The sequence below is a fragment of the Prevotella fusca JCM 17724 genome (genome assembly GCF_001262015.1).
GTDB lineage: Bacteria > Bacteroidota > Bacteroidia > Bacteroidales > Bacteroidaceae > Prevotella > Prevotella fusca.
Genome location: NZ_CP012075.1, coordinates 884,187 through 907,420, shown reverse-complemented (window position 1 = coordinate 907,420; position 23,234 = coordinate 884,187). Strand labels below are relative to the sequence as shown.

The 23,234-nt window shown below is 36.7% G+C and carries 15 protein-coding genes; 4 read left to right on the top strand and 11 right to left on the bottom strand.

What is annotated here, in order from left to right:
- Positions 1 to 4: 4 nt before the first annotated feature.
- Entirely contained in the window at positions 5 to 1,111 is a 1,107-nt protein-coding gene (locus ADJ77_RS10980; RefSeq protein ID WP_025079211.1) for an HNH endonuclease, read from the bottom strand.
- 817 nt (positions 1,112 to 1,928) lie between these two features.
- Here ADJ77_RS10980 and ADJ77_RS10970 point away from each other — a divergent pair.
- A complete protein-coding gene (locus ADJ77_RS10970; protein WP_050696136.1) occupies positions 1,929 to 3,107 on the top strand; it encodes an IS4 family transposase in 1,179 nt (392 codons plus the stop codon).
- Between the two features lie 219 nt (positions 3,108 to 3,326).
- Here ADJ77_RS10970 and ADJ77_RS10965 read toward each other — a convergent pair whose 3' ends face one another.
- The 7 genes from ADJ77_RS10965 to ADJ77_RS10935 form a co-directional block, all read right to left on the bottom strand.
- Positions 3,327 to 3,791 (bottom strand): ComEC/Rec2 family competence protein, encoded by a 465-nt coding sequence (locus tag ADJ77_RS10965; RefSeq protein ID WP_025079121.1) that lies wholly within the window; start codon positions 3,789 to 3,791, stop codon positions 3,327 to 3,329.
- A 233-nt stretch (positions 3,792 to 4,024) separates the two neighbouring features.
- The gene (locus ADJ77_RS10960; RefSeq protein WP_050696408.1) at positions 4,025 to 7,555 is read right to left on the bottom strand and encodes a type I restriction endonuclease subunit R; all 3,531 of its coding nucleotides are present in this window, start codon (positions 7,553 to 7,555) and stop codon (positions 4,025 to 4,027) included.
- Positions 7,556 to 7,754: 199 nt separating this feature from the next.
- Positions 7,755 to 9,116, bottom strand: coding sequence for a restriction endonuclease subunit S (locus tag ADJ77_RS10955; protein WP_025079120.1), 1,362 nt, complete (start codon positions 9,114 to 9,116; stop codon positions 7,755 to 7,757).
- A gap of 5 nt (positions 9,117 to 9,121) precedes the next feature.
- The gene (locus ADJ77_RS10950; protein WP_025079119.1) at positions 9,122 to 11,167 is read right to left on the bottom strand and encodes a type I restriction-modification system subunit M; all 2,046 of its coding nucleotides are present in this window, start codon (positions 11,165 to 11,167) and stop codon (positions 9,122 to 9,124) included.
- 37 nt (positions 11,168 to 11,204) lie between these two features.
- Entirely contained in the window at positions 11,205 to 12,218 is a 1,014-nt protein-coding gene (locus ADJ77_RS10945) for a helix-turn-helix transcriptional regulator (protein ID WP_025079118.1), read from the bottom strand.
- A 315-nt stretch (positions 12,219 to 12,533) separates the two neighbouring features.
- The gene (locus ADJ77_RS10940; RefSeq protein ID WP_025079117.1) at positions 12,534 to 13,784 is read right to left on the bottom strand and encodes a replication initiation protein; all 1,251 of its coding nucleotides are present in this window, start codon (positions 13,782 to 13,784) and stop codon (positions 12,534 to 12,536) included.
- Positions 13,785 to 14,908: 1,124 nt separating this feature from the next.
- Positions 14,909 to 15,298: a plasmid mobilization relaxosome protein MobC gene (locus ADJ77_RS10935; RefSeq protein WP_025079116.1), complete on the bottom strand. Its 390-nt coding sequence runs from the start codon at positions 15,296 to 15,298 to the stop codon at positions 14,909 to 14,911.
- Positions 15,299 to 15,491: 193 nt separating this feature from the next.
- Between ADJ77_RS10935 and ADJ77_RS10930 the strand changes: the two genes are divergently transcribed.
- Positions 15,492 to 17,078 carry a relaxase/mobilization nuclease domain-containing protein gene (locus ADJ77_RS10930; protein ID WP_025079115.1) on the top strand — a complete coding sequence of 529 codons (1,587 nt, stop codon included), beginning with the start codon at positions 15,492 to 15,494 and terminating at the stop codon, positions 17,076 to 17,078.
- Between the two features lie 175 nt (positions 17,079 to 17,253).
- The gene (locus ADJ77_RS10925) at positions 17,254 to 18,474 is read left to right on the top strand and encodes a HEPN-associated N-terminal domain-containing protein (RefSeq protein WP_025079114.1); all 1,221 of its coding nucleotides are present in this window, start codon (positions 17,254 to 17,256) and stop codon (positions 18,472 to 18,474) included.
- A 216-nt stretch (positions 18,475 to 18,690) separates the two neighbouring features.
- Here the strand turns inward: ADJ77_RS10925 and ADJ77_RS10920 are convergent, their stop codons facing one another.
- The 3 genes from ADJ77_RS10920 to ADJ77_RS10910 all read right to left on the bottom strand — a co-directional run bounded on the left by ADJ77_RS10920 (position 18,691) and on the right by ADJ77_RS10910 (position 21,965).
- Complete coding sequence (locus ADJ77_RS10920) at positions 18,691 to 19,998, bottom strand: IS5 family transposase (protein WP_050696407.1); 1,308 nt, start codon at positions 19,996 to 19,998, stop codon at positions 18,691 to 18,693.
- 988 nt (positions 19,999 to 20,986) lie between these two features.
- Positions 20,987 to 21,502, bottom strand: a complete 516-nt coding sequence (locus tag ADJ77_RS10915) for a WG repeat-containing protein (protein ID WP_042741026.1) — start codon at positions 21,500 to 21,502, stop codon at positions 20,987 to 20,989.
- 7 nt (positions 21,503 to 21,509) lie between these two features.
- Positions 21,510 to 21,965, bottom strand: coding sequence for a type VI secretion system amidase effector protein Tae4 (locus tag ADJ77_RS10910; protein WP_025078722.1), 456 nt, complete (start codon positions 21,963 to 21,965; stop codon positions 21,510 to 21,512).
- 497 nt (positions 21,966 to 22,462) lie between these two features.
- Here ADJ77_RS10910 and ADJ77_RS10905 point away from each other — a divergent pair, with 497 nt between their 5' ends.
- Positions 22,463 to 23,062 (top strand): hypothetical protein, encoded by a 600-nt coding sequence (locus ADJ77_RS10905; RefSeq protein ID WP_025078723.1) that lies wholly within the window; start codon positions 22,463 to 22,465, stop codon positions 23,060 to 23,062.
- Positions 23,063 to 23,234 lie beyond the last annotated feature (172 nt).

The window sequence follows — 23,234 nt, the reverse complement described above, 5'->3', positions numbered from 1 at the left end:
AGTACTATTTGTTGTTAATTATTATTGCAAGTTTATCTTCTGTTTTATTAAACTCGTAGATGTGTAATGGCGAATTAGCTTTAGGCATCCAAACTCTCCCAAGCTCTATACAACAAGCAACTGGTGCTGCCAAATATAATGCGATTGGTTTATGATTAGATGTTTTAGATATTTCCTCCAATAGATTTTCTGTAATTCTACAGAATTTATCTAAAGTTGATTTTGAGTCTAAAAAATCCATATTTGGACTATCTATCGTTATTTCCCAGAGATTATCATTACCTCTTTCTCTTCTAACTCGGTCTGTTATAGAAGCACTAAGAGAGAGAACTAAAGCAGGATTACCTTCGGTAATAGAAGGTTTATTAACAATAAAGTCTATAGAGCTATTGTCCTGTTGCCAGCTCCATCCGCCACTACGTTGTTTCTGGTATACTAAAACCTCACGCTTGCTATTAAGGAGAGTACCCAAATAGACAAGCAAAGGCATCGGAGCAAACCCAAAGAGAGCAATTCTTTTATACTCCCATTTATCAATAACATTTAAGATATTTCTGTCACATTGGTACTTAAGATTTTCAACTTCTTGTTTCCAGTACTCTTCCCATGACTGATTATTATATAAATTTGCTCCTAATTCTATTGGATTAGTGTTTGTCGGATAGAAGTTTGGCAATAATGCATCCTTCAACTGAGAGAAATTAAAGTCTGGGCAATCGCTTGCTATATTTGCACGAAAAACAACAATATTGGCTTGAACATCCTCTTTTAACCCCGTAAGAAACTCCATACGTTCTTCATGTCTCTTCTTCATTCCAAAGAGAGTATCAGCATCATATTTATCTTTACCTTCGTTATCTATATATTTATGACAATCTTGACACAACAGCATCAAATTTTTAGAATCTGATGCTAACTTTTTAGAGTCGATTGTCCCTCTTGGTCCATTAGGAGAGTCTGCTATAATATGTGCATAGTTAGCCAAATTACAGTTATCCATTGTTACACCATGATGATATAAAGCCTTATTACAGCCTTTAAATTCACATCGACCTGCAGCTTTCCACCAAAGTTCTCTGACTGTTGCTATCGGTATTTTTGTTTTGCTCATAATTTAAATTAATTTATGCTACAAAGATAACAAACATCTGTGCAGCCTATCTGCACAGATGCTAAAACTTCGTAACAATAGTACTATTGTGAGAAAAATCTGTTTAATCAACTAATATTCTTAAGTTCAAATTAAACTTTAGTCTTTTTTAATGTAGTAGTATAAATGAATAATACAGATAGAAACTCTTAGGTTTGATAGTTAAAATTATACTACCATGGTCTGATAATTTCAACAAAAGTACTATCTACATCTTCTGTTACAAGTATAGGATAACTTTTATACTGAAGCATTCTACTAATTACCTCTTGAGAGGGGTGTCCATAGGAGTTATTCTTCCCTACAGAAATAGGACAAAAGAAAGGTCGATTGAACAATATGTTTTCATTAAATGATGAAAGGCTACCGTGGTGAGGTATCTGTATAGTTCCTATGAAATGCCAGTAGTCTTTATATACACTTTGAACATCTACAAAATTTAAGTCTCCATCACCTGTGTATAAGCAAGCAGGTCGCTTGTAAAGCATATACTTATAATATAGCTGTTTAGAGCAGAATTTGTCCTTAAAATATCTCTGATATACTTGATAGATTTCATTACTTGTTTCCTTTTCCGGTCCAGAATATAAAAACATGGAATTTAAGTTTATATTTTCATCAAAATCTTTGTAGATACTTTTTAATTTATCAATTACTAGTGATGCAATAATTTTAAATTAAACTTCATATATCCCTTTATTAATAAGGGTTTCAGATCGTTCTTTGATTTTTTGATTTGAAAATGACAGCGTAACTTTGCAACCAAAACTGCATTGTTATGAACGTCGGTCGATATGTGTTTTCACAAGTTGTGAAGTACATACCTCGTTATCAGTTCGACAAGTGCGTGAAGAAGTACCGTGGCGACTGGCATGTCAAGGATTTGACTTGTTACAACCAGCTTCTGCACCTTTTGTTTGGACAGCTGACGAGTTGTGATTCCCTACGGGACATCTGCCTGTGTCTTGGTGCCCACAAGGACATCCTCTACCATCTTGGATTTGGCAACACGGTCAACCAGTCATCACTTTCCCGAGCTAACGACAATCGGGATTACCGCATCTATGAGGAGTTTGGCATCTATATGATAAATCTGGTAAGACCTTTATACACAAGGACCTCGATACCAGATGTCACTATAGACAACGTACTTTACTCCCTCGATTCCACGACCATCTCCACAAGTGTCAAACTTGCGACATGGGCTTTAGGAAGATACAACAAGGGGGCGGTGAAGATGCACACTCTGCTTGACTTGCGCGGGAGCATTCCAGCAAACATCCACATCACGGATGGCAGATGGCATGACAGCAACGAACTTGAACTGACTGCGCCGGAGCCTCTTGCCTTCTATATGATGGACAAGGCCTATGTTGACTTCGATGAGTTCTTTCGCTTCCATTTGGCTGGAGCCTATTGGGTTACCAGACCGAAGGACAACATGAAATACGAGATTATTGGTCATAGAAAAGACTTCTCCCGAGAGGATGGTATTCGAGGCGACTTTACCATTCGCTTGACTCAGCCAAAGACTCATGCACTTTACCCTGAGCCTTTCAGGGCAGTCTGCCACTATGATGAGGAGACGTGTGAAGAAATAGTGTTCATCACTAACAACTTCGAGATCAGCGCAGTGGAAGTGTCCGTCCTGTATAGGCACAGATGGGACATAGAGGTGTTCTTCAAGTGGATAAAGCAGAACATTGTCGTGAAGACCTTGTGGGGGTATTCCGGGAATGCAGTCCGAATCCATCTCTGGGTTGCAGTCATCGCCTATCTGCTTGTTGCAAGAATAAAGGCGGACAACAAAAGCCCATACACCATTACGGAAGTGGCAACGCTGATAAGAGTTTCTGCTTTGGAGAAAACTCACCTCAGAGATTTAATCACTAAGCCGAGAACCTCTGTCATTTACAATCAATATGTCAAAGAACTACCTCTATTTGATAATATGTAAAACTTAACGCGATTTTATCGCATCAGTACTATTTATCAATAATTCTTTTTTGAGTAGTATATTCTGGATCCTTCTTTAGTTTCTGTAAATCAACTACTGAGTCTTGTATTTTCTCAACAAACGCCTTACTACGGATTTTATACTCATAATTATGAGGAATAAAAACCCAATCAGATTCATTTAAGTCAAGAGGTAAAATTCTTCCGCTGGGAATTATTCTTACTTTATTATTTTTTCCCCCTTAACTGGGTCATCTTCTTTACTTAATCTTACTTCACTATACTCGCCAGGTTTAACAACTATAATTTTAGTCTCAGGGTCAAAGTATTGAGTTGGGTCACTGACCAAAGTGGCTAAATCGTCTTCTTCTAAAGCTAAATAAATTTCAGATAAGAATCGCTTTGTTTCTTCATGTAGTAGTGGCAAAACTACGTTTTCTATTTTTTTAACGGTTTTCTTTAATAAAGTAATCTTGGAAATATGATCATAATCAAAATGAGAAATGAATAGATAATGTATTACGTCATTTTTACTAAAACTTTGAGAAACTACTCCCTTAGTACCTTTGTTTCCTCTGTTAGTGTACTCGGTACCACAGTCATACACAATATTTATATTGTCATCTATGTGTCTTTCTGAATAAAAGGCACCTTGTCCTACTGGATGAAAAAATCTTTGAATCATAGTTTGTTAAATTTTAAAAGTTATCTTTGATTATTAAAAACAAATTTACAATAAGAAATTGACTATATTCATAAAACCAACGAAATTGTCATATCAAAAATTCCCCTTTACCCCAAATCGAGATTTTACAATTCGATTTGAGATAAAGAGATAATTTTATAAGAATGCATTTATAGCGTTAAAATATTTTTTGACTCATGGTACAATTGCTCAGATTTACTTCACAGTATAGTCTAAAATCCAGCCATTTCCAGATCGGTTATAGAATATGCTGTAACATAAAGGTACATTGCAACCACAACCTTGATAGCTACTGCTATATCAGAATCGTTCTTGTCAGGAGCATTATGCGCTTCTTCATTTCGCCAATCACGTACCTTCTGAAGATAAGCTTCAAACTTCTTACGATCCTCATCTTTTGCATGCTTTAAGTCCCAAAGACATTTAAAGGCATGAACAGCATCAGACAATGAAGCATCTTTTCCATCACGACCATTAATTTCTTCATCGTTGATCAGATAGTAGAGTTTCTTTAAGAATGCTTCAAATTTCTGTACCAATGAATTGAAGAACGCATACTTAACAACAGGCGTAATATTAGGATTTGTATAGATATTATTCAAAGCCTCTCGAAGTAAGGTATCAATACCATCGAGTTTTGGAAGGCTGGATGTATTCAGTATGAAGAAAAGATAATCTACAATTTCAGGCAAACTCCTCATCTTTTGACAAACACCTTCAAACTCTTCTGCCATAGCTTCAGCGATTTTGTCTTTTAATACAGCTTCATCATAGACAAGACTTGACGTAGCATTAGCTTGCATTACCAACGCCTCTACAAACTTACCAATCAGTGTTAAAGCAAAGCCTTTCTCCTTGTCAAGAATTTCTCTAAAGTTGAGATACTTATCAATTTGATTTACGATTGTTTCATCGAATTTCTGTTTGCAGATATTGATCATTACATCGTAAGAGTTTCCTGCACGAGCTGCATCTATCACCTCTGGGTCTTTCAGAAGATCATCCCATATCTGCTTAATAATCTTATCATTTTCATTCAGAATATCAGCGAAGGGACTATTCACCATATCAAGCAACTCAGCAACAGTCTTTTTCTCATCCTCTTTCTGTTGTCCGACCTCTCCTATACGACTTGCCTTTAGCTCAGTTGGTTCGTCTTCGAGTTCAATACTACCTTCAAACGACAACTGAATTCTAAGTTTGTCAAGATCTATCATATCAACAAGTTCCATTGGCAAAGTCTCCTTGGTATAAGGAAGATACTTATAGAACACCTTACAGAAAACATAAAACTTCTCAAGGTCAGGGTCAGTAAACTCCATAATCTGCGCCAGAAATCCGTATTGACGAACAAAACGGTTTACCAGTTTACGATATGCGTCCTTTTCCTCGTCAGACAGAGGTAATACCCTTTCATTTACAATATTCAACAAAAGTGATGGAATTCCTGTAACTGTTTCCTGATCTATCATTCTTTGACAGACATCGTTGACTTCTTCTTCGCTGAAGATATTCCATCTTTCAACATCTTCCTTTAAGGTGTATACACGCTGTGTGTCAACACTACCAGTAAGAGAGGTTACTGTGTAGTACTGATTAAAGGCTTTTTTTACAGAATCTGCATCATTTCGGAAATCAACAACGAGTGTGTCTTCCTTGTATGGCCAGTAAGTACGATTCAATCGTGAAAGTGTTTGTATACATTGAATACCACCGAGCGAACGGTCTACAAACATTGTATGGAGAAGCTTCTGATCAAAACCTGTTTGGAACTTTTCTGCAACAATGAGAAACTTATAGTCATTGTCCTTAAACTTCTCTGCTATTGCATTATCAGTAACACCATCATCATTCAAATTTGCTTCAGTACACTTGCGACCATTACTGTCTGTAACTTCACCTGAAAAAGCTACTAAGGTCTTGATAGAACCATTATACTCATCAAGTATTATGCGATCAATTATCTGCTTATAATCAGCGGCAGCTTGTCGTGAGTCACATACTACCATAGCTTTAGCTTGATGATTGATTTTATTAATGGTAAATTTCATAAACTGATCTACCATCATACTTGCCTTACGCAACTTAATATACTTATCCTGTCCCAGCTTTGTCGCAATTACTTTTAGAGCCTTCTTTTTCTCAAACTGTTCGTTTGCATCTTTAGTAGGATCTTTTGCTATTAACTCGAACATCGTTTTGTAACTGACGTAGTTCTGTGTGACATCAAGGATAAACTTCTCGTCGATGGCTTGTTTCATAGAATACAAGTCATGCGCTTCCTTTCCGTCCTTACCATAAAGAGCGAATGTCTTATCTTTAGGAGTAGCGGTAAAAGCAAAATTAGAAATATGCTTCATCATCTTTCTATATACTTGCCTTTGTGCCATCAGCGCATCAAGCGGACTCTCATACTCCTCTGGATCATAACCACCAATTGCTTCTAAATCTTTTTCTGTTGAAAGGGCTTTTACAAGGTCTTTTGCAGCCTCGTTACCAACAGCTGTATGTGCCTCGTCAATGATAACGGCATACTTCTTTGACTTCTCATGTTTGAGATGATCAAGAGCGTAAGCAAACTTCTGTACTGTAGATATAATAATACGGTTTTCACCATCCAAAGCTTTAGCAAGTGTCTTAGATGATCTTCGAATATCCTTTACTGTACCTGCAGTGGTTTCAAAATTCACAACGTCTTCAGCCATATTGCGATTCAGTACAATACGGTCGGTTACCATTATAATACTGTCAAATATGGCAGATCCATTTTCATGTGTCATGTTAGCAAGCTGATGAGCTAACCAAGCCATAGTCTTTGTCTTACCACTTCCTGCTGAATGTTGAATAAGGTAATTATTACCAGCACCTTCTTCACGCACTAAGCGACGAAGCTTACGTACAGCACGAAGCTGATGGTAGCGAGGAAATATAAGAATAGTCTCTTTTTTACGTTCCTTTGTATCCTTGTCCTCGTAAGTCTCTTCATAACGTTTGATGAAGTTTACAAGTAAGTCAAGAACAGAATCTGCCTGAAGTATCTCCATCCACATATAAGCTGTTGGGTACTCGCCTTCTATCGTCGGATTCACTGTCTCGCGGTTGAAAGGCAGGAAGGTTGTTTTTTCTCCTTTCAGCTTTGTAGTCATAAATGCGTACTGGTTATCCATTACAAAATGAACAAGACAGTTTCGGAGCATTCTATTCTCTGGGTTGCGATTCTCTCGGTATTGACTAATACCGTGTGTGTAATTTTGATCTGTTCCTTCGTTCTTCAGTTCAAATGTAAATAAAGGAATACCATTTAGCAGGATACACATATCAAGTTCCTTTCCCTTGTCGTTTCCTGTAGAGTATCGCATTTGGCGTACAACACTAAAGTTGTTAGCACGATATAAGCGGTAATTGTCTGTACCTTCTCCTTCCAAAACAGGCTTAAACTGGCAGAACTTTACCTTAGCCCCACTCACCGTGAAGCCCTTGCGCATGATGTTCAGGACACTCTCTCCACGGTCTAATCGCTTGTTGTACTCACGGATAACCGTCTCTGTCTCCTTGCCAGGGAAATGTTGTGACAGTTTCTTCCACGCAATGGGTTGTGCTCGTAAGAACTGTTCTAACATCTCGGTGTCACACAAGCGTTCGATGTCAAACTGTGCGCTACTACGCTGATTATAGAGGTCGCTGTTTGCAAGATAGTTTGCAATATGCGTTTCAAAGGTTGTCTCGTTTAAAGGATTTAGCATATTTTATTGTTGTTTGTTGTCAATATTTAGTTTATCTTACATCCGTTATAGCTATACAGTCATTAGGTAAAAACCATCTTTCAGGTAGTTTAATACTTATGAAACTCAGGTTTCATCCCTTAGTATAGTCCTTGAACCCTTTCTAAGGGCTTCGCACATTACGTGACAAGCCCCAACACGGCTCGTGCTCGGCATGTTGTCAGTTATCAGTTACCTTACTTTTGCCCGTAACCACCTCCGTTATCAAGCTTTGCTTATACTCTTGTAGAAGGTCTATTTGGTGTTGGGCATTGGAGATAGAGGTATCTATGGTAGCACATTTGTGGTCGAGGTAAGAGGCGATTTGCTTTTGCTCATCTTGTGGTGGAAGAATAATAGAACATATAGACAAAATAGATTGAGTTATACTATATACTTTAACACCATATACACGTGACCGAATCTGATAACGCCAACAATCTGTTTTAAAAAGATAACCTATATACTTTGCATTCAAAGTCTCAGTTTGTAATATTATAGTATGATAGCCACCATATATAGCTTGATTTGTATCATTATATACGAAATTACCACAACCTTCATAGTCTTCTGATGTATCTGCAAAGATAAAATCGCCTTTATGGGCTTTAGACTTCTCTCCATTTTTAACAATTCCTATTGGAACATGGCGAATTAATTTACAATCCAAAGAGACACCATTATTTAACTTCGAATGGATTTGTCCATAGCTTATAACAGATTCTCCCTCGTCAACAATATCAGTTTTGGTAAAAGTAAGACCTTTATTCATTTTACAATATTTCTTTAAAGGCATCACCTCCCAATGCTTAGGCACATCTCCTATCCACTCAACTCCCGACTGTTTCATTTCGACATTAGGGTTCAGTCCTTTCGTTACGGCATGAGTGATAACACTCTGTTTCAGTTCTTGGAGTAGCGCAATACGCTTTTGTTGAATAGAAATGAGGTTATCTATCTTTGCACAGTGTGTATCAAGGTAGGTTGCAATAGCGGTCTGCTCAGATATGGTAGGTATTGGAATATATATGTCTTTAAGAGTCCCTGTATAAATAACATCTATTGTCGTTGCATTACTACTAACAGAAATATCTGTCTTAAAACAATCTGTTTCATTTATATACATTGTAAGCCATTCAGGTAGACAAATCTCTTGGTCTAAACGTATTGCTATCAAACATGGATGTAAAATACCTTTAGGGTATAGAGGTTGTAAGATTGCAGCTTTACCTATTGTTCCTCGTGATGTTATTAAGACATCATTAGCCCTTGTATAAAAACTACTTAGAGACTTCGCCTTTTTGTTAGAAACAAAATATCGGATCTTATTAAAATCATTATTAATGACATTCTGTTGACTATAGACAGACACATCGCCTTGAGACATTAATTCTTCTCCTTTTAATTGTGAACCAAAAGGGCCAGTCTTAATAGAATATTGTTCTTTATTACAACACTGTTTTATTTTACGTACCTCCCAATGCTTCGGCACTTCCCCAATCCATGCCACTCCACTATCCTTATACTCATCGTATTTCTTCATACGTCTTAGTCCTCCTTTAGCTGTGAGAGTTCATTGTTGAGCGCACTGTCTAATGCTGCCAGTTCTGAAAGGATTTCTTCGCTACTACGCAAAGGGCGATACTTATAGAAAAGTCGGGTGAAAGGGAACTCACAACCTACCTTGTCTTTATCACGTTCCATCCACGCATCGGGTGCAAAAGGTAGCACCTCACGACGGAAGTAGTCGTCGATATCTTCCTTCATTGGTATCTTCTCGGTATCGTTCAGATTGGTATCAGCAACCAGCTCACCACTGTTCTTTATAGGGTCGTCGAACACTTCGGGGGCATCCTCAGCTACTCTGCCGAACACATCACGCAACTGTTTCTTCTGTGCCTTGGTAGTCTTCACGCTATTCTCTTTCAAGAACACAAAGAACTCGTGGTCGCTACGCTGTTCGTCCACACCGTCTATCGCTGCCACCTCTCGCAAGATAAGGTTCTTCTTGTCGTCAGCCTTAAAGTCGTCGTTACTGCATAAAGCCTCATACGTAGCACGGATATCACTAAACCACAGGCGCAACGGACGTCGTACTGCCACGTTGGTATAAAGGAAGTCATCGTAGTCCATGAGCTTCGCAATCTCTAAGTGTTCCGTCTCGCCTGTCTTGTCGTAGACAATGTCACGGCAGCAAGGCTCGTAAGCCTTATAGATACTAATGATGTCGTGCGTTCCCTCCTCGCTTATCTCAAATCGTTTCTTACCCAAGTTCTTCTGGAGTAAGGTGGTAAACTCGCTATGGGCAGCATCAACAAAGAGCACTTTGCGATAGCGTTCTGCTGGTCGTTTGTTATCAAGTATCCACAGATAGGTGGTGATGTCAGTACCGTAGAAGAGATTCTTAGGCAGGGCTATGATAGCATCGAGCAAGTTACGGTCGAGCAACATCTTACGAATATTGCTCCATCCTGTCCCTGCATCACCATTGAAGAGTGGCGACCCATTGAGAACAATGCCTATGCGAGAGCCAGCGTTACTATCCATCTTAGCAATCATGTGTTGCAGGAAGAGTAGTGAACCATCAGACGTTGCAGGTAGTCCTGCTTCAAAACGTCCACCAGGACAATTATCCTGCATTACTATCTTCTTAACCTTGGTATCCTTTCCCCAGTCGACACCAAAAGGAGGGTTAGCCAACATAAAGTTGAAATGCTTACCATAGAGTTTATCGTCAGCAAGCGTATCACCTTGGAAAAGTTGCTGGTCAAGGTTTTGATCGTCACCCTTCATCAAAAGATCCGCTTTACAGATAGCGTATGTCTTCTGACTTAACTCTTGCCCATATAGATACACTTTTAAGTTGTTGTTTTGTGCCATCTCCTGAAGATGTTCACGTCCAACAGTTAACATTCCACCAGTACCACAGCAAGGATCGTATATCGTGAATGCTCTACCTGGAACAAAAAGTTCCTGTTCTTTTCCACTCATGGTAAGAGCAACCAATAGTTTTACAATCTCACGTGGGGTATAAAATTGACCAGCCTTACTGTTAGTAGACTCTTTTGAACGGCGGATAACAATCTCAAAGACAGTACCCATCATCGCATTACTCACTCTACTTGGATGGAGGTCTGCATTCTCAACAAACTGCTTGATTACAGCAAATAACTTATCGCCTCTGTCAAGACGGGAATAGATCTTAGATAAGTCTACTACATCACTATCTCCATCTTCATGAACAAAATTGGCAAGAATATCCTTGACATTATCGGTAAAGCCTTCCAGATATTCTTTAAAAGCATCACCTATCTGATCAGGTGAATTAAGAAGTTTTCTCAGAGACAAGCCAGAACTATTGAAGAATGTAAGGCCATTCTGCTTCATCAGTGCCTGTAACTTATATTTACGTATGTTTTCAGGACTCTGATTGAGTTCTTCAAGTATCGTTTCATATTTGTCCTCAAGGACACAATCCAAGCGACGAAGAAGGGTAAAAGGAAGAATAACATCTTCTACCTCTGAATCATCATAGTAGTTACGAATAACTTCCTTAATATCCCATATTACATTAGCTAACTCTTGCTCTGTCATTATGTATGTCTATTATATTTCTTAATTTGTTGCAAAGTTAAACATTATCTGTGCAATCTTTATGCACAGACAAATATTTTTGTAAATTACATTGTATTTTATTTGTAATTTCAAGGCGAAGCCAAGATGGCGAAAGTACTTCAATATCGGGGATGAAAGAAAAAATCTTTTGAAATAACTCACGATTAGGTTTAACCTCGATGCAAATCGTATTCGGCTCCTCTCTTAGTTTCTGAGACTTATGAAGAGGCTTAGAAACAACATAAGGAAAACGATTTTCAGAGAATCTAAGTACAATAGACTCTTTGGGAGTTTCCTCATAAGGAACAGAAACGCCTATCACATCGTCAAAATAAGTTTCGAAATTCACAGTGCTATTCTTTATAAAAGGGCATTGAGAATCTCTAAAAAAATCGATGCGATCCAGTGCGTAATTTTCTATACGGTCATTAGTTTGGTTAAGTCCGAATAAAAACCATCGACTATTGTATTGCTTTATATAATACGGATGCACAATACATAAACGTGGTTCTCCCCTAAAGGACTGGTAAGTAATCTCTAAAGGCTGATGATTAATTGTAGCATCAATTATTCGAGAAAGATGCTCAAGTCCTTTAAGCATATCATTCTGTTCAAAAGAGATAAGATTCTCAGAGTTTGCTTTACAACCAAAACGATATTCAAGATTAGATATCACTTCTTCCAACCAGGCGTTAGCAGGTATACCACGATATCTGCCAAGCATTTTTATCGTAGAACGAAGGTTTGTAACTTCTTCCATCGTTAACTCATTGTTAAAGATTGAAAATTCTGGATTAGAATAATAGTAATGACACTTCTTGCCATCATAAGGAACAGCTTTGATAGGAGCATGATATGGAGCTAAACGCATATTGCTCATATCTTCACGAATTTGACGCACACTGACGTTATAACCTAACTTCTCACTAACAAAATCAATTAATTCTTCTATATTAAACCGTCTTTGTTTATTACTAAAGCAGAGGTCTAAATACTGATAACGTAGATATGCATTTTTATTAACTGGCATCTGTTATAATAGATACTTAGGTGAAACAATATTGTCCATTGTATCAATTGTCGCATCTCAACTTCAAGACATTGCTGAATCTAAAAGACTAATAGTAGCTAATAAGAACATCATTAACATAGGATAATCTCATTTGCCCTCACAACAATTAAGCCATCTATGAATAATCTTTTAGACAAACACAACCTTCTAATAGCAACTGTTTTTGTCAGCTATTTCAGATTATGTTAGCACTACAAAGTTAAGAATATTATATTACTTTTTATCTTATTAGGATAATTATTTTGCAAACATCAGTTCAAAAAATCAAAAACATCATATCTTTGGCATGATAAACCAACCGTAGTGTTTAAGATTCTTCGTGAAAACAAACTCTACCAAGCATTTACGCTTATATGCTTTTGTCCCTTGTTGAAACTTTGGTTGCTGCTGTTTTTCGTATATAACTTGAATGACTTGAGCGTAGCTGTCCCGACAACGTTCTTGCTCTTTATCTATTTGTTTCATATAGTAAGTTACTTCGTCAGAGTTAAGGTAACATAGCAAAAGCTGATAGACTATCTTCCTTTGCTCTGGTTCATCAATCTGGAGCCAGTCACTTTCTTTTATTTTCCTTGAAGCTCTTGAAGAAGGATTTTGCTGTTCTTCATATGGATATAGCGGTTCTTCTCCTTCTTTCCAAGGATGATTCTTTTTAGGATTAGTCGATTTTGGATGAGTACGTGTATAGATATAGAATATCAAGTCTCTGGGGGAACCATTACGACCACGACCATATCTGTCTCCAACCTGATAATCAAACCATACATCTGAGTGGTTTTCTTGATACAACCTATATAGTTCTTCTTGAGCAGGAAGAATGACTTTCATTACCATCGTTTTAAAACGCAGGTATTTTTCTTTCTCCAGAAGTTCACCTGTCTTTGGGTCGTTCAATTCTGATAAACCAAACGTAAAACGAAAAGCTTTGATAGAAACCTTGATAACACGCTTTTTGTATATGACATTTGGAGTTGATGGGTCTATGAAACGAAAGTCACCTGAGTATTGGCAACAAAACTCGTAAAACTTCTGTGAATACTTGGATTCAAGGAGGATTGCTGTATGAAGATTGAGAACTGTAAAAGACTTCGTTAAAGAAATGACATAATCATATAGTTCTGGTGAAACACGAACGGTATAATCATTTGTCTCCGTATTCCAACGAAAAGCATCTATCCAGTGAAAATAATCAATGATTAGTTGATTCTGTTTGTTATAGCGAAATTGAATTATTGATTTCTGTGCAAGTGCACGTATGGTTGTGTATGTACGTACAATGTGGGTATTTCCGCCTATAGAGGCTAAATCTTTGTCAGTCATATTGAACACAAGATTATCCCAGTTCTCACGCATTCTTAATCCCATTTGCTCATATCGCATCTTAATCGCCTCTGATAACTTGTAAAGGAAACGCCTTTCCATCATAGAGTAACGTAATGGTGATCGCATTAGTAGATTACTAAAGCTAAAAGGACTACCATTAATTCCTCCATTTTCGATTAAAGTATAAATTCGTTTTGTCATTTCTTCCCTTTAACAAATCATTCTGATGAAATGTTTGCTTTAACGTCGTAGCGAAAAAAATCTATTAAAGGGTACTGGGAAGACGGCTGTCAACTTAGCCAGCAATTATATTAAAACAATCGGAACGACAACACAAAGATAATCAGCGAAAATCTTTTAGCCAAAAAAGTACTATCATTTTATTCAATCATTCACTTCTTGTAACATAAAAGAAGGGATAACCTTCCCAAAAGGTTACATAGTTGTTCCCTAAAGGTTACTTATCCCTTTCCAAAAGGTTACTTATCTATTCCCAAAAGGTTACTTATCTACATATTATTACTCTGTAAATCAATTGATTACACGGCACTTAAATAAAGCTTATAAATAAAAGAAATAAATGAAGCTTTAGATGCTTATGATGAAACTTGACTAAAGGGAAAATGAGGTTTGAATCTATATGTAATAATGCTCCCAAAAGGTTACTTTTCGCTGTAATACGGTCTTTGATAAGCATTCTGACCGTAAGCATGCATCTTCCTTTCTATCTTTCCCTCAAGACAACTCTTTATCTTTCCATCTATTTAGTAATACACTTATATTACAATAAAATGTTTAATTATATCCCTTTAAAAAGGTTGCTTATTCGGTTAATTCATCAAATACCCCCTTTCGCTATTATATTATCATTTTCTTCTTTGTACCCTTTATTACCTCTGCGTTAATAGAATAATATTTCATTATTATCATATTATATAACTGTCATATAATCATCTAATAATAAAGTCATTATATCATAAAATCATAGCATAATAATATTATAAATTAATTCTATAATAGAAGATTGTTCTCATAAGCTATGATTTTTATATCTTAATATGTTATTAATTTAATATTATCATACTACATTCACATTATAAAATATGATAGGCATATAATATTAAAATATTCTCAATGCTATCTAAACGCAATATTATTGGAAGTATTGCTCGGAATGTTATGTTTTGGTCAACTGTTTTTAATTGGTTAGCAAGTTGTACCTTTAGACGCCTATTTTTCAAATTGGCATCACAGGTCACTTGCCCACGAAGTGGGAAGAAAATACTGTCGCAACTCCAGTATAAGGACAAAAGGGAAAATGTATTTTATGATTTCAGCAATCGCTTAAAGATTTCAGATTGCTGTTTCTTGACGTCATAAACCAGCTCCTGCAGTAATTTTATCTGATGTGAAATAACTTCTTCATAGTACGTTTTATCCAGCTCTCCCATAAAAATCAACTCGTTTGCACGTTTAGTTATCTGATTCAAATTACCTCCTTGCTTAGAAAGTTCAGTAGAAAAGTTAGAGATTAAAATAGACAAATCATTTAAGGCAGTAATCCAACCTTTCGTTTTTATGTCATCAAATTGAGTAACTGCATCCCTAATCATAGCAGACATCTGGCTATAATTATTCGCTTTATTTCTAAACAATTCCAACTCTTTGTTGTTAAGATGGAGATTAATTCTATTGACTCTTTTATCTTCTTTCATCTATATTGGATATTACAACACGTTTATAAAGATACAAAGAAAGTTTTTCTGATAGTTATATCAAAATATTTGTCTATCTTTGTACTATCGCTATAATGAATACTTTAATACGCTTACTGACGGTATTGGCTGTTGCCATTTCAGTACCCTTTAATAATACGCTGTAGTAATTTATAAACTAATAAGGGTAAGTATGATTGCAACTATATTAAGGTCAAGTACGCGCTTTAATGCCGTCGAATATAATGAAAAGAAGGTTACTCAAGGAACAGCAGAACTTCTTGAGATTAAAAACTTTGACCTACTACAAAATACAGGCAATGTAAACTCATCAAGTTTACAAGATTATCTTATCAAGTACTCTGCAAAGAATGATAATATTCAAAAGCCACAATTTCATCTTGCTATCTCTTGCAAGAAAGATGAATATGACTACGATGAACTGATAGAGTTTGCCCACAAATATCTAAAAGAAATGGGATATGGCGAAGAAGGGCAACCTCTCTTAATCTATGGTCATTATGATACAAATAATCACCATATTCATATTGTTACAAGTAGAATAGACCCACAGGGTAAAAAGATAGGGCATGATAATGAAAGGCTACGTTCTCAAGCAGTTATTAACAAGCTAATGGGATTAAATCCTCAATACGAAGTTAAGAAAGCGATACAAGAGTCGTTTGCATATTCATTTGATACGTTAGGACAATTCCAAGCTATCCTGGAAAGCTGCGGATATGAAAGCTTTAATGATGCTGACATGATTTGCATTAAGAAGGGAGGTGTTGTTCTCGATACTATTCATTTAGATGAGATAAGCAAGCACTTTAAGGTTTCCAACAAAGAAAAAAGCGAGAAAAGGCGTAAGCATTTAAAAGCGATTTTCCTAAAATACAAGAAGATAACTTCAAACAAAGAAGAACTTGATAGAGTTCTAAAAAAGAAGTTTGGAGTAGATCTTATATTTATAGGTAAGAAAGATTCTCCTTATGGTTATTTGGTCGTTGACCATAAGGAAAAGGCTGTTTATAAAGGTGGAGATGTCCTTTCCTTGAAAGAAGTGTTGACTTATCCTCAAAAGAAACAAGTAATAGACAATAATAACAAAGATGTCATTTTGAAAACCTTGAATAGCCTTCTTGAAGTAAACAATAAGTCAACAATGAGAGAGGTAAATAAAAGTCTGTGGCATAAATTTGGAGTAAACATTTATAGTGATGGAGTTATTCGTGATAAGCGAAAAAGAGCCATTGCTCAGGTAGAACAAAGAATCCTTGATACTCTTAATTATAATGCTAAGGTACATTGGATTAAAGGCTTTAATCCTTCTACTATGCAAGAAAGGGCTATTCTATGTCAGTTTGGTCATATCGATAATGAGGAAGATATAGAAATTGCTCCAGAAATTAATCGAGAAAAGACGAATGCACTAATCAATAACATAAAAGAAGTTATCGATACGTCAGAGAAAGATGAGATATACAAAAATCTAAAAGCAGCCAAAATCATAATTATAAGAAAGGAACAGGAGCTATATGCACTTGATATGGAAACCTCTACCATAGTTAACTTACGTGAGACCGATATTGTTCTCTCCAAAATAGAAGTATATCATAACAGACATAATAACCAAAAAGAGAATCAGGTGAACATTCCTGGCCAATGGGGAAAAATATTAAGCTCTACAAGTTCTGCACACCATTCTAATAGAGAGTGGGAGGTTGGTGGAAATAGTAATTGGGACTATGTAGACGACGAGCGTAAATACAAAAGGTGATAGTTAGTTATATTAGATGCTAATGACTATATGACTTTATTAAAATTAGGCTACTTGTAAAGAGACCAATTTTATAAGAAATTTATGCTATAACATTATATAAATGAATACCTTTGTACATTAATCATTTCATAATGAAAATAACACATATTTAAAATAAAATATTCAAAAACTTATGGGAAGAGTTAAAGAACTTATGATGGAAGAGGAGGAGTTGTTTTCTCGTGGTTACGTTACACCCGACGAAGAGAACAAATACGTCTGTTTAAGTCATTTTACTAATAGTCATTTGAAGCAATTTATAATAGATAATAGTAGAATAGGAAAGTGTTCGTACTGTAACAGTAAAACAAAGGTGTGTAAATTTACTTCTTTCATGGATTTTGTTGGAGAAAGGATTACGGATTACCTGGGCCCTATTGATGATGAAGAGTTGTATTTAGCTAGCAGTTTTCTTGATAAAGGCGAGGATGAGATTCCTGGTTATAAAAGACTAGGTTCTTATATTGCCCCTTCAAATGTGGAATATTATACAGATGTAGAAGACTTGATGTTTGATTTTGAGTTGATGACTGATAATGACAAACTTACTGAGAACATAGCCAACTGCTTTAACGTTGATTATTGGATTAGAAAAGACCCGACAGCTTTACTCTACCACGAGAAAATGGCGTATGCATGGGAAAACTTTTCAGAAAGAGTAAAAAAACAAAGATATACTTTCTTTAAAGACATAAGTTATTATAAAGATACAGTTGATACTTATGGGGAAGAAATAGATGTTCTCAGCGAGGTTGGTGAAAAGGTATGTCTCTTGGAAGATATTTTAAAGGCTGGCACATATATTTACAGAGGGCGCCCTAATGGGGATAGTGCACCATACAAATTATTTGAAGAGTTGACAGCTCCTCCTATAAAGTTTGCTAAAACAAATAGGATGAGTCCAGTCGGAGTTTCCATGTTTTATGGTGCTTTCGAAGAAAAGACTTGCTGCAATGAGATAAGAAATTATTTAGAAGACAAAGAGACTTTAATTTATGTGGGAAAGTTTAGAACAACCAAAGATTTGAGACTAATAAATCTTTGCAATATTCCTAAGCCTAATTTTTGGATGAAAAGTAAAGATGATTGGCAAGCTTTCTTATTCCTAAAACTGTTTCATAATGAAATTTCAAAACCCATAAGTGCTGATAAATCAGAGTTAGAATACATTCCTACTCAAGCGTTTTCAGAATATCTTAGATTTATCCAACGCGCTAAGGATGGAAGTCATTTTGATGGAATCATATATAAAAGTTCTCTTGTCGGTACTGATAATATTGTTCTTTTCTATGATGATAAAACAAGTGCGAATATATTGGAATTGATTTCTGTTGAAAAAATATGCAAGATCTAAACTTAGGAAAGTATACTAACACTTACAGAGAGTACAAATAAATAATTTTATGCACCTTGTTTTTAAAATATAGTCGTAAAGTAATTATCAAAGAATAAAATCTATTTTCACAAACAGCTCCACTTCCTGGCAGCAGCCATTACACGACAACAAAGTATGAGATAGTATCAAACGAACAGCATTAGGCCTAATAGAGAATACATAATTAGTCGTTCCTTAAAAAGCCCATTTTGTCGAAAAGTCAACCAAAACTGACTTTTCGATGATAGTTTTTGTAAAGCACAAAAGAGCTCTCATAGCTCTTCTGAAGTTATATGCTGCAGCTGCCAGCATTATATTCATAGCATCCCCTTTCACACCTTTATAAAAGTTGCGAGATAATCTGTAATCACTTTTAAGATGTCCTATGGTAGGCTCTATTCCTGCCCGCTTGCAAAACAGTTTGTGTTTCTTTTTCTTTTGATAGTAACTATCTTTGTCTTTAGGGGCTTGTGGTATGAGTATTTTTGTTGTTCCAACCAGATCTGTTCCTCTATATCCTCTGTCTCCTGCCAAGTTATCAATGCGCTTGCCTGTCATTCTTTCGGTTTGTTGTAAGGATGCTTCTATGGTATGCCCATCATATTCATTCCTAAAAGAAACGGCAGCAAGAATAATTCCTGATAGCGAACGGATAAAGGAAGCTTTGTTGCCAAACTCATACTTCTTATGTTCCTTACCCTTACTGATGCATTGTACTTCAGGCTCGTGAAGAGAATATATCTTATTACGACTGTTACGTTTTTGAGAAAGGACCTTATAGAAGAGCTCAAACATCTTTTCATAGCCTTTCCTGTCAGGAAGATTACGGTCAAGTTCTCTGACCAAACGACCGGCTATGGTGCGCAGACTCCGGTCAGCCTTGACAGCCTTCCTGTGACTCCTGGGGTGATTGCGAAAACGTTGGTTGCGAGAGATTGCTTTCAGTGTCCTTTGGTAGCTCTGACGTAAAGGAAGTTTCTTCTCACGAACGATTTTGAGCACTCGATTGATTATCTTTTTATGCAACTTCGCATCCGTTGGGTAAGTGATATTCTTCTCCTGTACCGTAGAATCTATAAAAGCTGTGTTAAAATGATCCTCATTATCATTCTCAGTATTGACACGGATGCTCTCAGCAAGAATGACTTCAATTCCTTCTTCGCCTATACGATTGCGGAAGTGAACCAAATCAGAAGCTTCGCAAGGTTCTTTAGGAAGAAACTCCAGTTGACCACAGAAATACTGATAATAAGCATTTTCACTCCACTGTAAAACAACACTTTCGTCAGAGATATTACGCAAGTGTTTCAAGATTAAAAGTCCGCACATCAAACGAATAGGATGCGCAGGGCGACCATTTGTACTACAATACAAACGAGAGAAGGAGTTTTCAAATCTACGCCAGTTGATTTTATTACCAAGCGTATAAAGGGGGTGATTGTGATTGAGCATATCCTCTAAGGAAGAGAATAATGATAATTGATTAGAGGTCCTTTTTAACATATATTTCTGCAAGTTTTATACTGTAAAGGTACAAAAACTTGCAGAAATACACAAATAAATAGAGAGATAAATAACTGTAAATCAGTATAATATAATGTATTTAAGGGACGACTATATAGATTAAAAATAGAATAAAGGCTTATGCACCTGTATGGTATGACCATCCAAAATCAGATGGTCTCACAAAACGGAATAAAGCACAAGATAATAAATGCAAAAAACAGATACCATGTCTTTCCATCTTCAACAAACAACTTATTCCCATATCAACCAACGTTTGTAAACTATTTTCATACAACTCAAAACCAACACATGGTCTCTTGGCTTTGAAAAGACGCCCAATTGACTTGCAATAGATGCCCTTTTGAGGTCTTACTGACGCCCTTTTGAAGTCCAATTAAGCACCTTTTCTTGTACTGCTTTATAACTGACTGCTTTACTGTTGATTGCAAACTTGCTTTTTACACGTGTTTTTGCCTTTATCTGTAGGTATTTTATCCGAAATTATGTCATGATTTTTCAATCTGTTGTCTGCCTTTTCAAAGTATTGACATGAAAAGGTTTTCTGCATGGGAGGATGATAATAAAGCAGGCAGCCAAGACAGTCTTGGCTATGTTTTATTTAATGAACAACTCCGGTTCTTCCGTTAAAGCTATACGAAAAACATCCACGCATTTAACGGAAGAACCCTTTATAAGCCCCATTCTCCGTATCATACGTAAAAGTAAGGTGTTCAGCTTCTCTGCAGTGTTATAAAAATTATCACCGAAAAGTTGATTTCGGTTAACTTTTCGGCGAAATGGGCTTTTTAAGGAACGACTGTTTATTCTTCTTATCAGAGTACGTACAGAGGGAGTGTCTTATGCTGCGGGATTAAGGATAAAACCAAACAGGGATGCACGAGTGTGCATCCCTGTTTTTCATTACAGCTGCAGCATAAACCATGCTCACCAGCAGTTTGTCATGTATAGTTCGCCTTGAGAAATACTATTTCCCATCCTCCCGTGAAACGAAATACCAGTTATCTGATTCCCAACTACTATACTCAGAATCCTTTTCAATAGCAGGTTTACCAGAATCGGTTACTTTTGCCTTTCCACCTGAGAAAGGATAGGCAAACTTATACTTAGGACTTATGACAACATTCCCCAGGGTATCAGCAAACCCAATGAGTCCGTTCTGGTCTTCAATTCTGAAGCATCCTTCATGAGGATAATCCGGTCCGTTGTCACACATATATGTATAAAAGAGGAATTTACCTTCATTATTGAAACACCTGATTCGTCCCTTGTCATCGGCAACAAAACCAATCCGGGATATAGTGTCCGTGAATGCCAATGGGTAAACACAGTCTATGACGGTATCTCCACTTTCATTGGCATAACCATACAGTTCGTTCTTTTCTACGACAAACAGTTTCCTTTCCATCCTGCCACAGCTGGCGGCAGACAAAAGGAGGAAACACGCTATCGCATAACAGATAAGTTTACGCTGAATATTCATCTCGCACCTATTTTAGTTCATACAGGACAACCGTACCACATTCGTTGAAATATGCGCTGCCCTCAACTTCCTTTCCATTGAATAAGTCTACGTGACCAGTAGCATCCGACCAACAGCAGTCAGAGAAGACAATGATACCTTTCTTGCCTTTGAAATCCTCTGCACAATGTCCTTTTATCGGAGTTCCGCCGATACGTCGTCTGACAAACTTCTTCACGTCTTCAACACGATACAGATACCATCTCCTGTCCTTGCCGGAAGAAACACTCCCGTCTAAACGACTTATCCGAAGACCAGAATAATTGAATGCGTATGAAAGTCGGATAGCACAAGCATTCCTGAAGATATTGGCTTTAATATTTGCTTCAACTTTACCGCCAATAAAAGTACCTACTTGAGAAGGATTAAGGTTTTTAACTTTTGAGAAATAAAAGCTAAGTGTTGCATAAGAAATTTTAGCCATAGTGATCGATAGTTAGTTTTTACAAATATAACTAATATTCCTTGTCAGATGCCTCACAATACTGTATTTTAAGGAATATTATTCCTTTGCAGTGCTTTTGTAAGTTTTTTTAAGCAGACATTCCCTGCCACCTCTATCACTTTTTAAACACAAACAGTCATTAGAGCCTGAATGTAACTTGTTATATTGTCAAGTAGATTGTTTGTCTTTATGACGAAAACATAGCGGGTTACGTCAAGTTATAAAGACAGGTCAGATGCCGGCAAGAAAATAAAAGATGCCAGAAAACGATGCGGTTGGCAATAATGGATATTGCGGTTTAATTTAGAGATTGGGGATTAACAGCTGATGAATGAAAAATAAAAAATCAAAAGAGGCGTTTTAGGAAAACATTGACTATATTTGTATTTGCTTGCAGAAATCGTCAAATCGAAACCTTCAAGCTATAAAACCATCCGCTGCTCTGATATTAATCCACGCTAAAATCCATACAAAAAATGAATAAATCAGCCTTGTATATCATGCACCTTACTTGTTTGTTTTGCACTTGTAACGCACAGAGTGCATTCTCACAGACTACGGAAAAAGCACTGCTGCATAAGCTGGACACGCTGCAGACGGTCGCCGACAGAAAGAAGAACATGCCTGCTTACCGCATCCTGTCTTCCGGACAGACATACTCCTTGCTATGGACAGGTAAGGTTTTTAGCGGCACGGACAATGACAAAGCTGACACAAGGCTTGCAAAAGCTGTGGTAAAAGGACTGAACAGCGAATGGTTGAAACACTCGCTTAAGATAGCAATAAAGGAAGTGCTGGTGCTCGAAGACAGTGTGAAACAGACTGCTGTTACCATCATTGCCTTGAAATCTGCGGAAACAAAATGGTGTATCAACAGTTTTGATACTGAATACTTCCTGTTGGATGATTTCAAGTCACCTATACATGCAATACCTTACTTCATAGATGGTAATGCTTATATCGTCTGTATTATCCCGCCATGCTTCATTGTAGGCAACGAAGTACGCCCGTACATTGACAGGAAATCCTTGTTTGAGAATATATTGAAACCATTGATTGACAGCCTCATCCCATAAGAGAACACTGATAAAGTATAATGCCCTCTTTGATAATCACCGCCTACACAAGCCCCATCTTACAAGAGAGTACAGCAGTAACAGCAATTATAAATTATTGTTATTTAACTTTCCATGGTCACATTTGTTATCCTTTTATGCTCTTACAACACTGTATCTTTGCTGCAGAATT

What these genes read in the sequence shown, in the direction of transcription:
- ADJ77_RS10980 (WP_025079211.1), bottom strand. Translation starts at nt 1,111, where the DNA reads ATGAGCAAAACAAAAATACCGATAGCAACAGTCAGAGAACTTTGGTGG.
- ADJ77_RS10970 (WP_050696136.1), top strand. Translation starts at nt 1,929, where the DNA reads ATGAACGTCGGTCGATATGTGTTTTCACAAGTTGTGAAGTACATACCT.
- ADJ77_RS10965 (WP_025079121.1), bottom strand. Translation starts at nt 3,791, where the DNA reads ATGATTCAAAGATTTTTTCATCCAGTAGGACAAGGTGCCTTTTATTCA.
- ADJ77_RS10960 (WP_050696408.1), bottom strand. Translation starts at nt 7,555, where the DNA reads ATGCTAAATCCTTTAAACGAGACAACCTTTGAAACGCATATTGCAAAC.
- ADJ77_RS10955 (WP_025079120.1), bottom strand. Translation starts at nt 9,116, where the DNA reads ATGAAGAAATACGATGAGTATAAGGATAGTGGAGTGGCATGGATTGGG.
- ADJ77_RS10950 (WP_025079119.1), bottom strand. Translation starts at nt 11,167, where the DNA reads ATGACAGAGCAAGAGTTAGCTAATGTAATATGGGATATTAAGGAAGTT.
- ADJ77_RS10945 (WP_025079118.1), bottom strand. Translation starts at nt 12,218, where the DNA reads ATGCCAGTTAATAAAAATGCATATCTACGTTATCAGTATTTAGACCTC.
- ADJ77_RS10940 (WP_025079117.1), bottom strand. Translation starts at nt 13,784, where the DNA reads ATGACAAAACGAATTTATACTTTAATCGAAAATGGAGGAATTAATGGT.
- ADJ77_RS10935 (WP_025079116.1), bottom strand. Translation starts at nt 15,298, where the DNA reads ATGAAAGAAGATAAAAGAGTCAATAGAATTAATCTCCATCTTAACAAC.
- ADJ77_RS10930 (WP_025079115.1), top strand. Translation starts at nt 15,492, where the DNA reads ATGATTGCAACTATATTAAGGTCAAGTACGCGCTTTAATGCCGTCGAA.
- ADJ77_RS10925 (WP_025079114.1), top strand. Translation starts at nt 17,254, where the DNA reads ATGGGAAGAGTTAAAGAACTTATGATGGAAGAGGAGGAGTTGTTTTCT.
- ADJ77_RS10920 (WP_050696407.1), bottom strand. Translation starts at nt 19,998, where the DNA reads ATGTTAAAAAGGACCTCTAATCAATTATCATTATTCTCTTCCTTAGAG.
- ADJ77_RS10915 (WP_042741026.1), bottom strand. Translation starts at nt 21,502, where the DNA reads ATGAATATTCAGCGTAAACTTATCTGTTATGCGATAGCGTGTTTCCTC.
- ADJ77_RS10910 (WP_025078722.1), bottom strand. Translation starts at nt 21,965, where the DNA reads ATGGCTAAAATTTCTTATGCAACACTTAGCTTTTATTTCTCAAAAGTT.
- ADJ77_RS10905 (WP_025078723.1), top strand. Translation starts at nt 22,463, where the DNA reads ATGAATAAATCAGCCTTGTATATCATGCACCTTACTTGTTTGTTTTGC.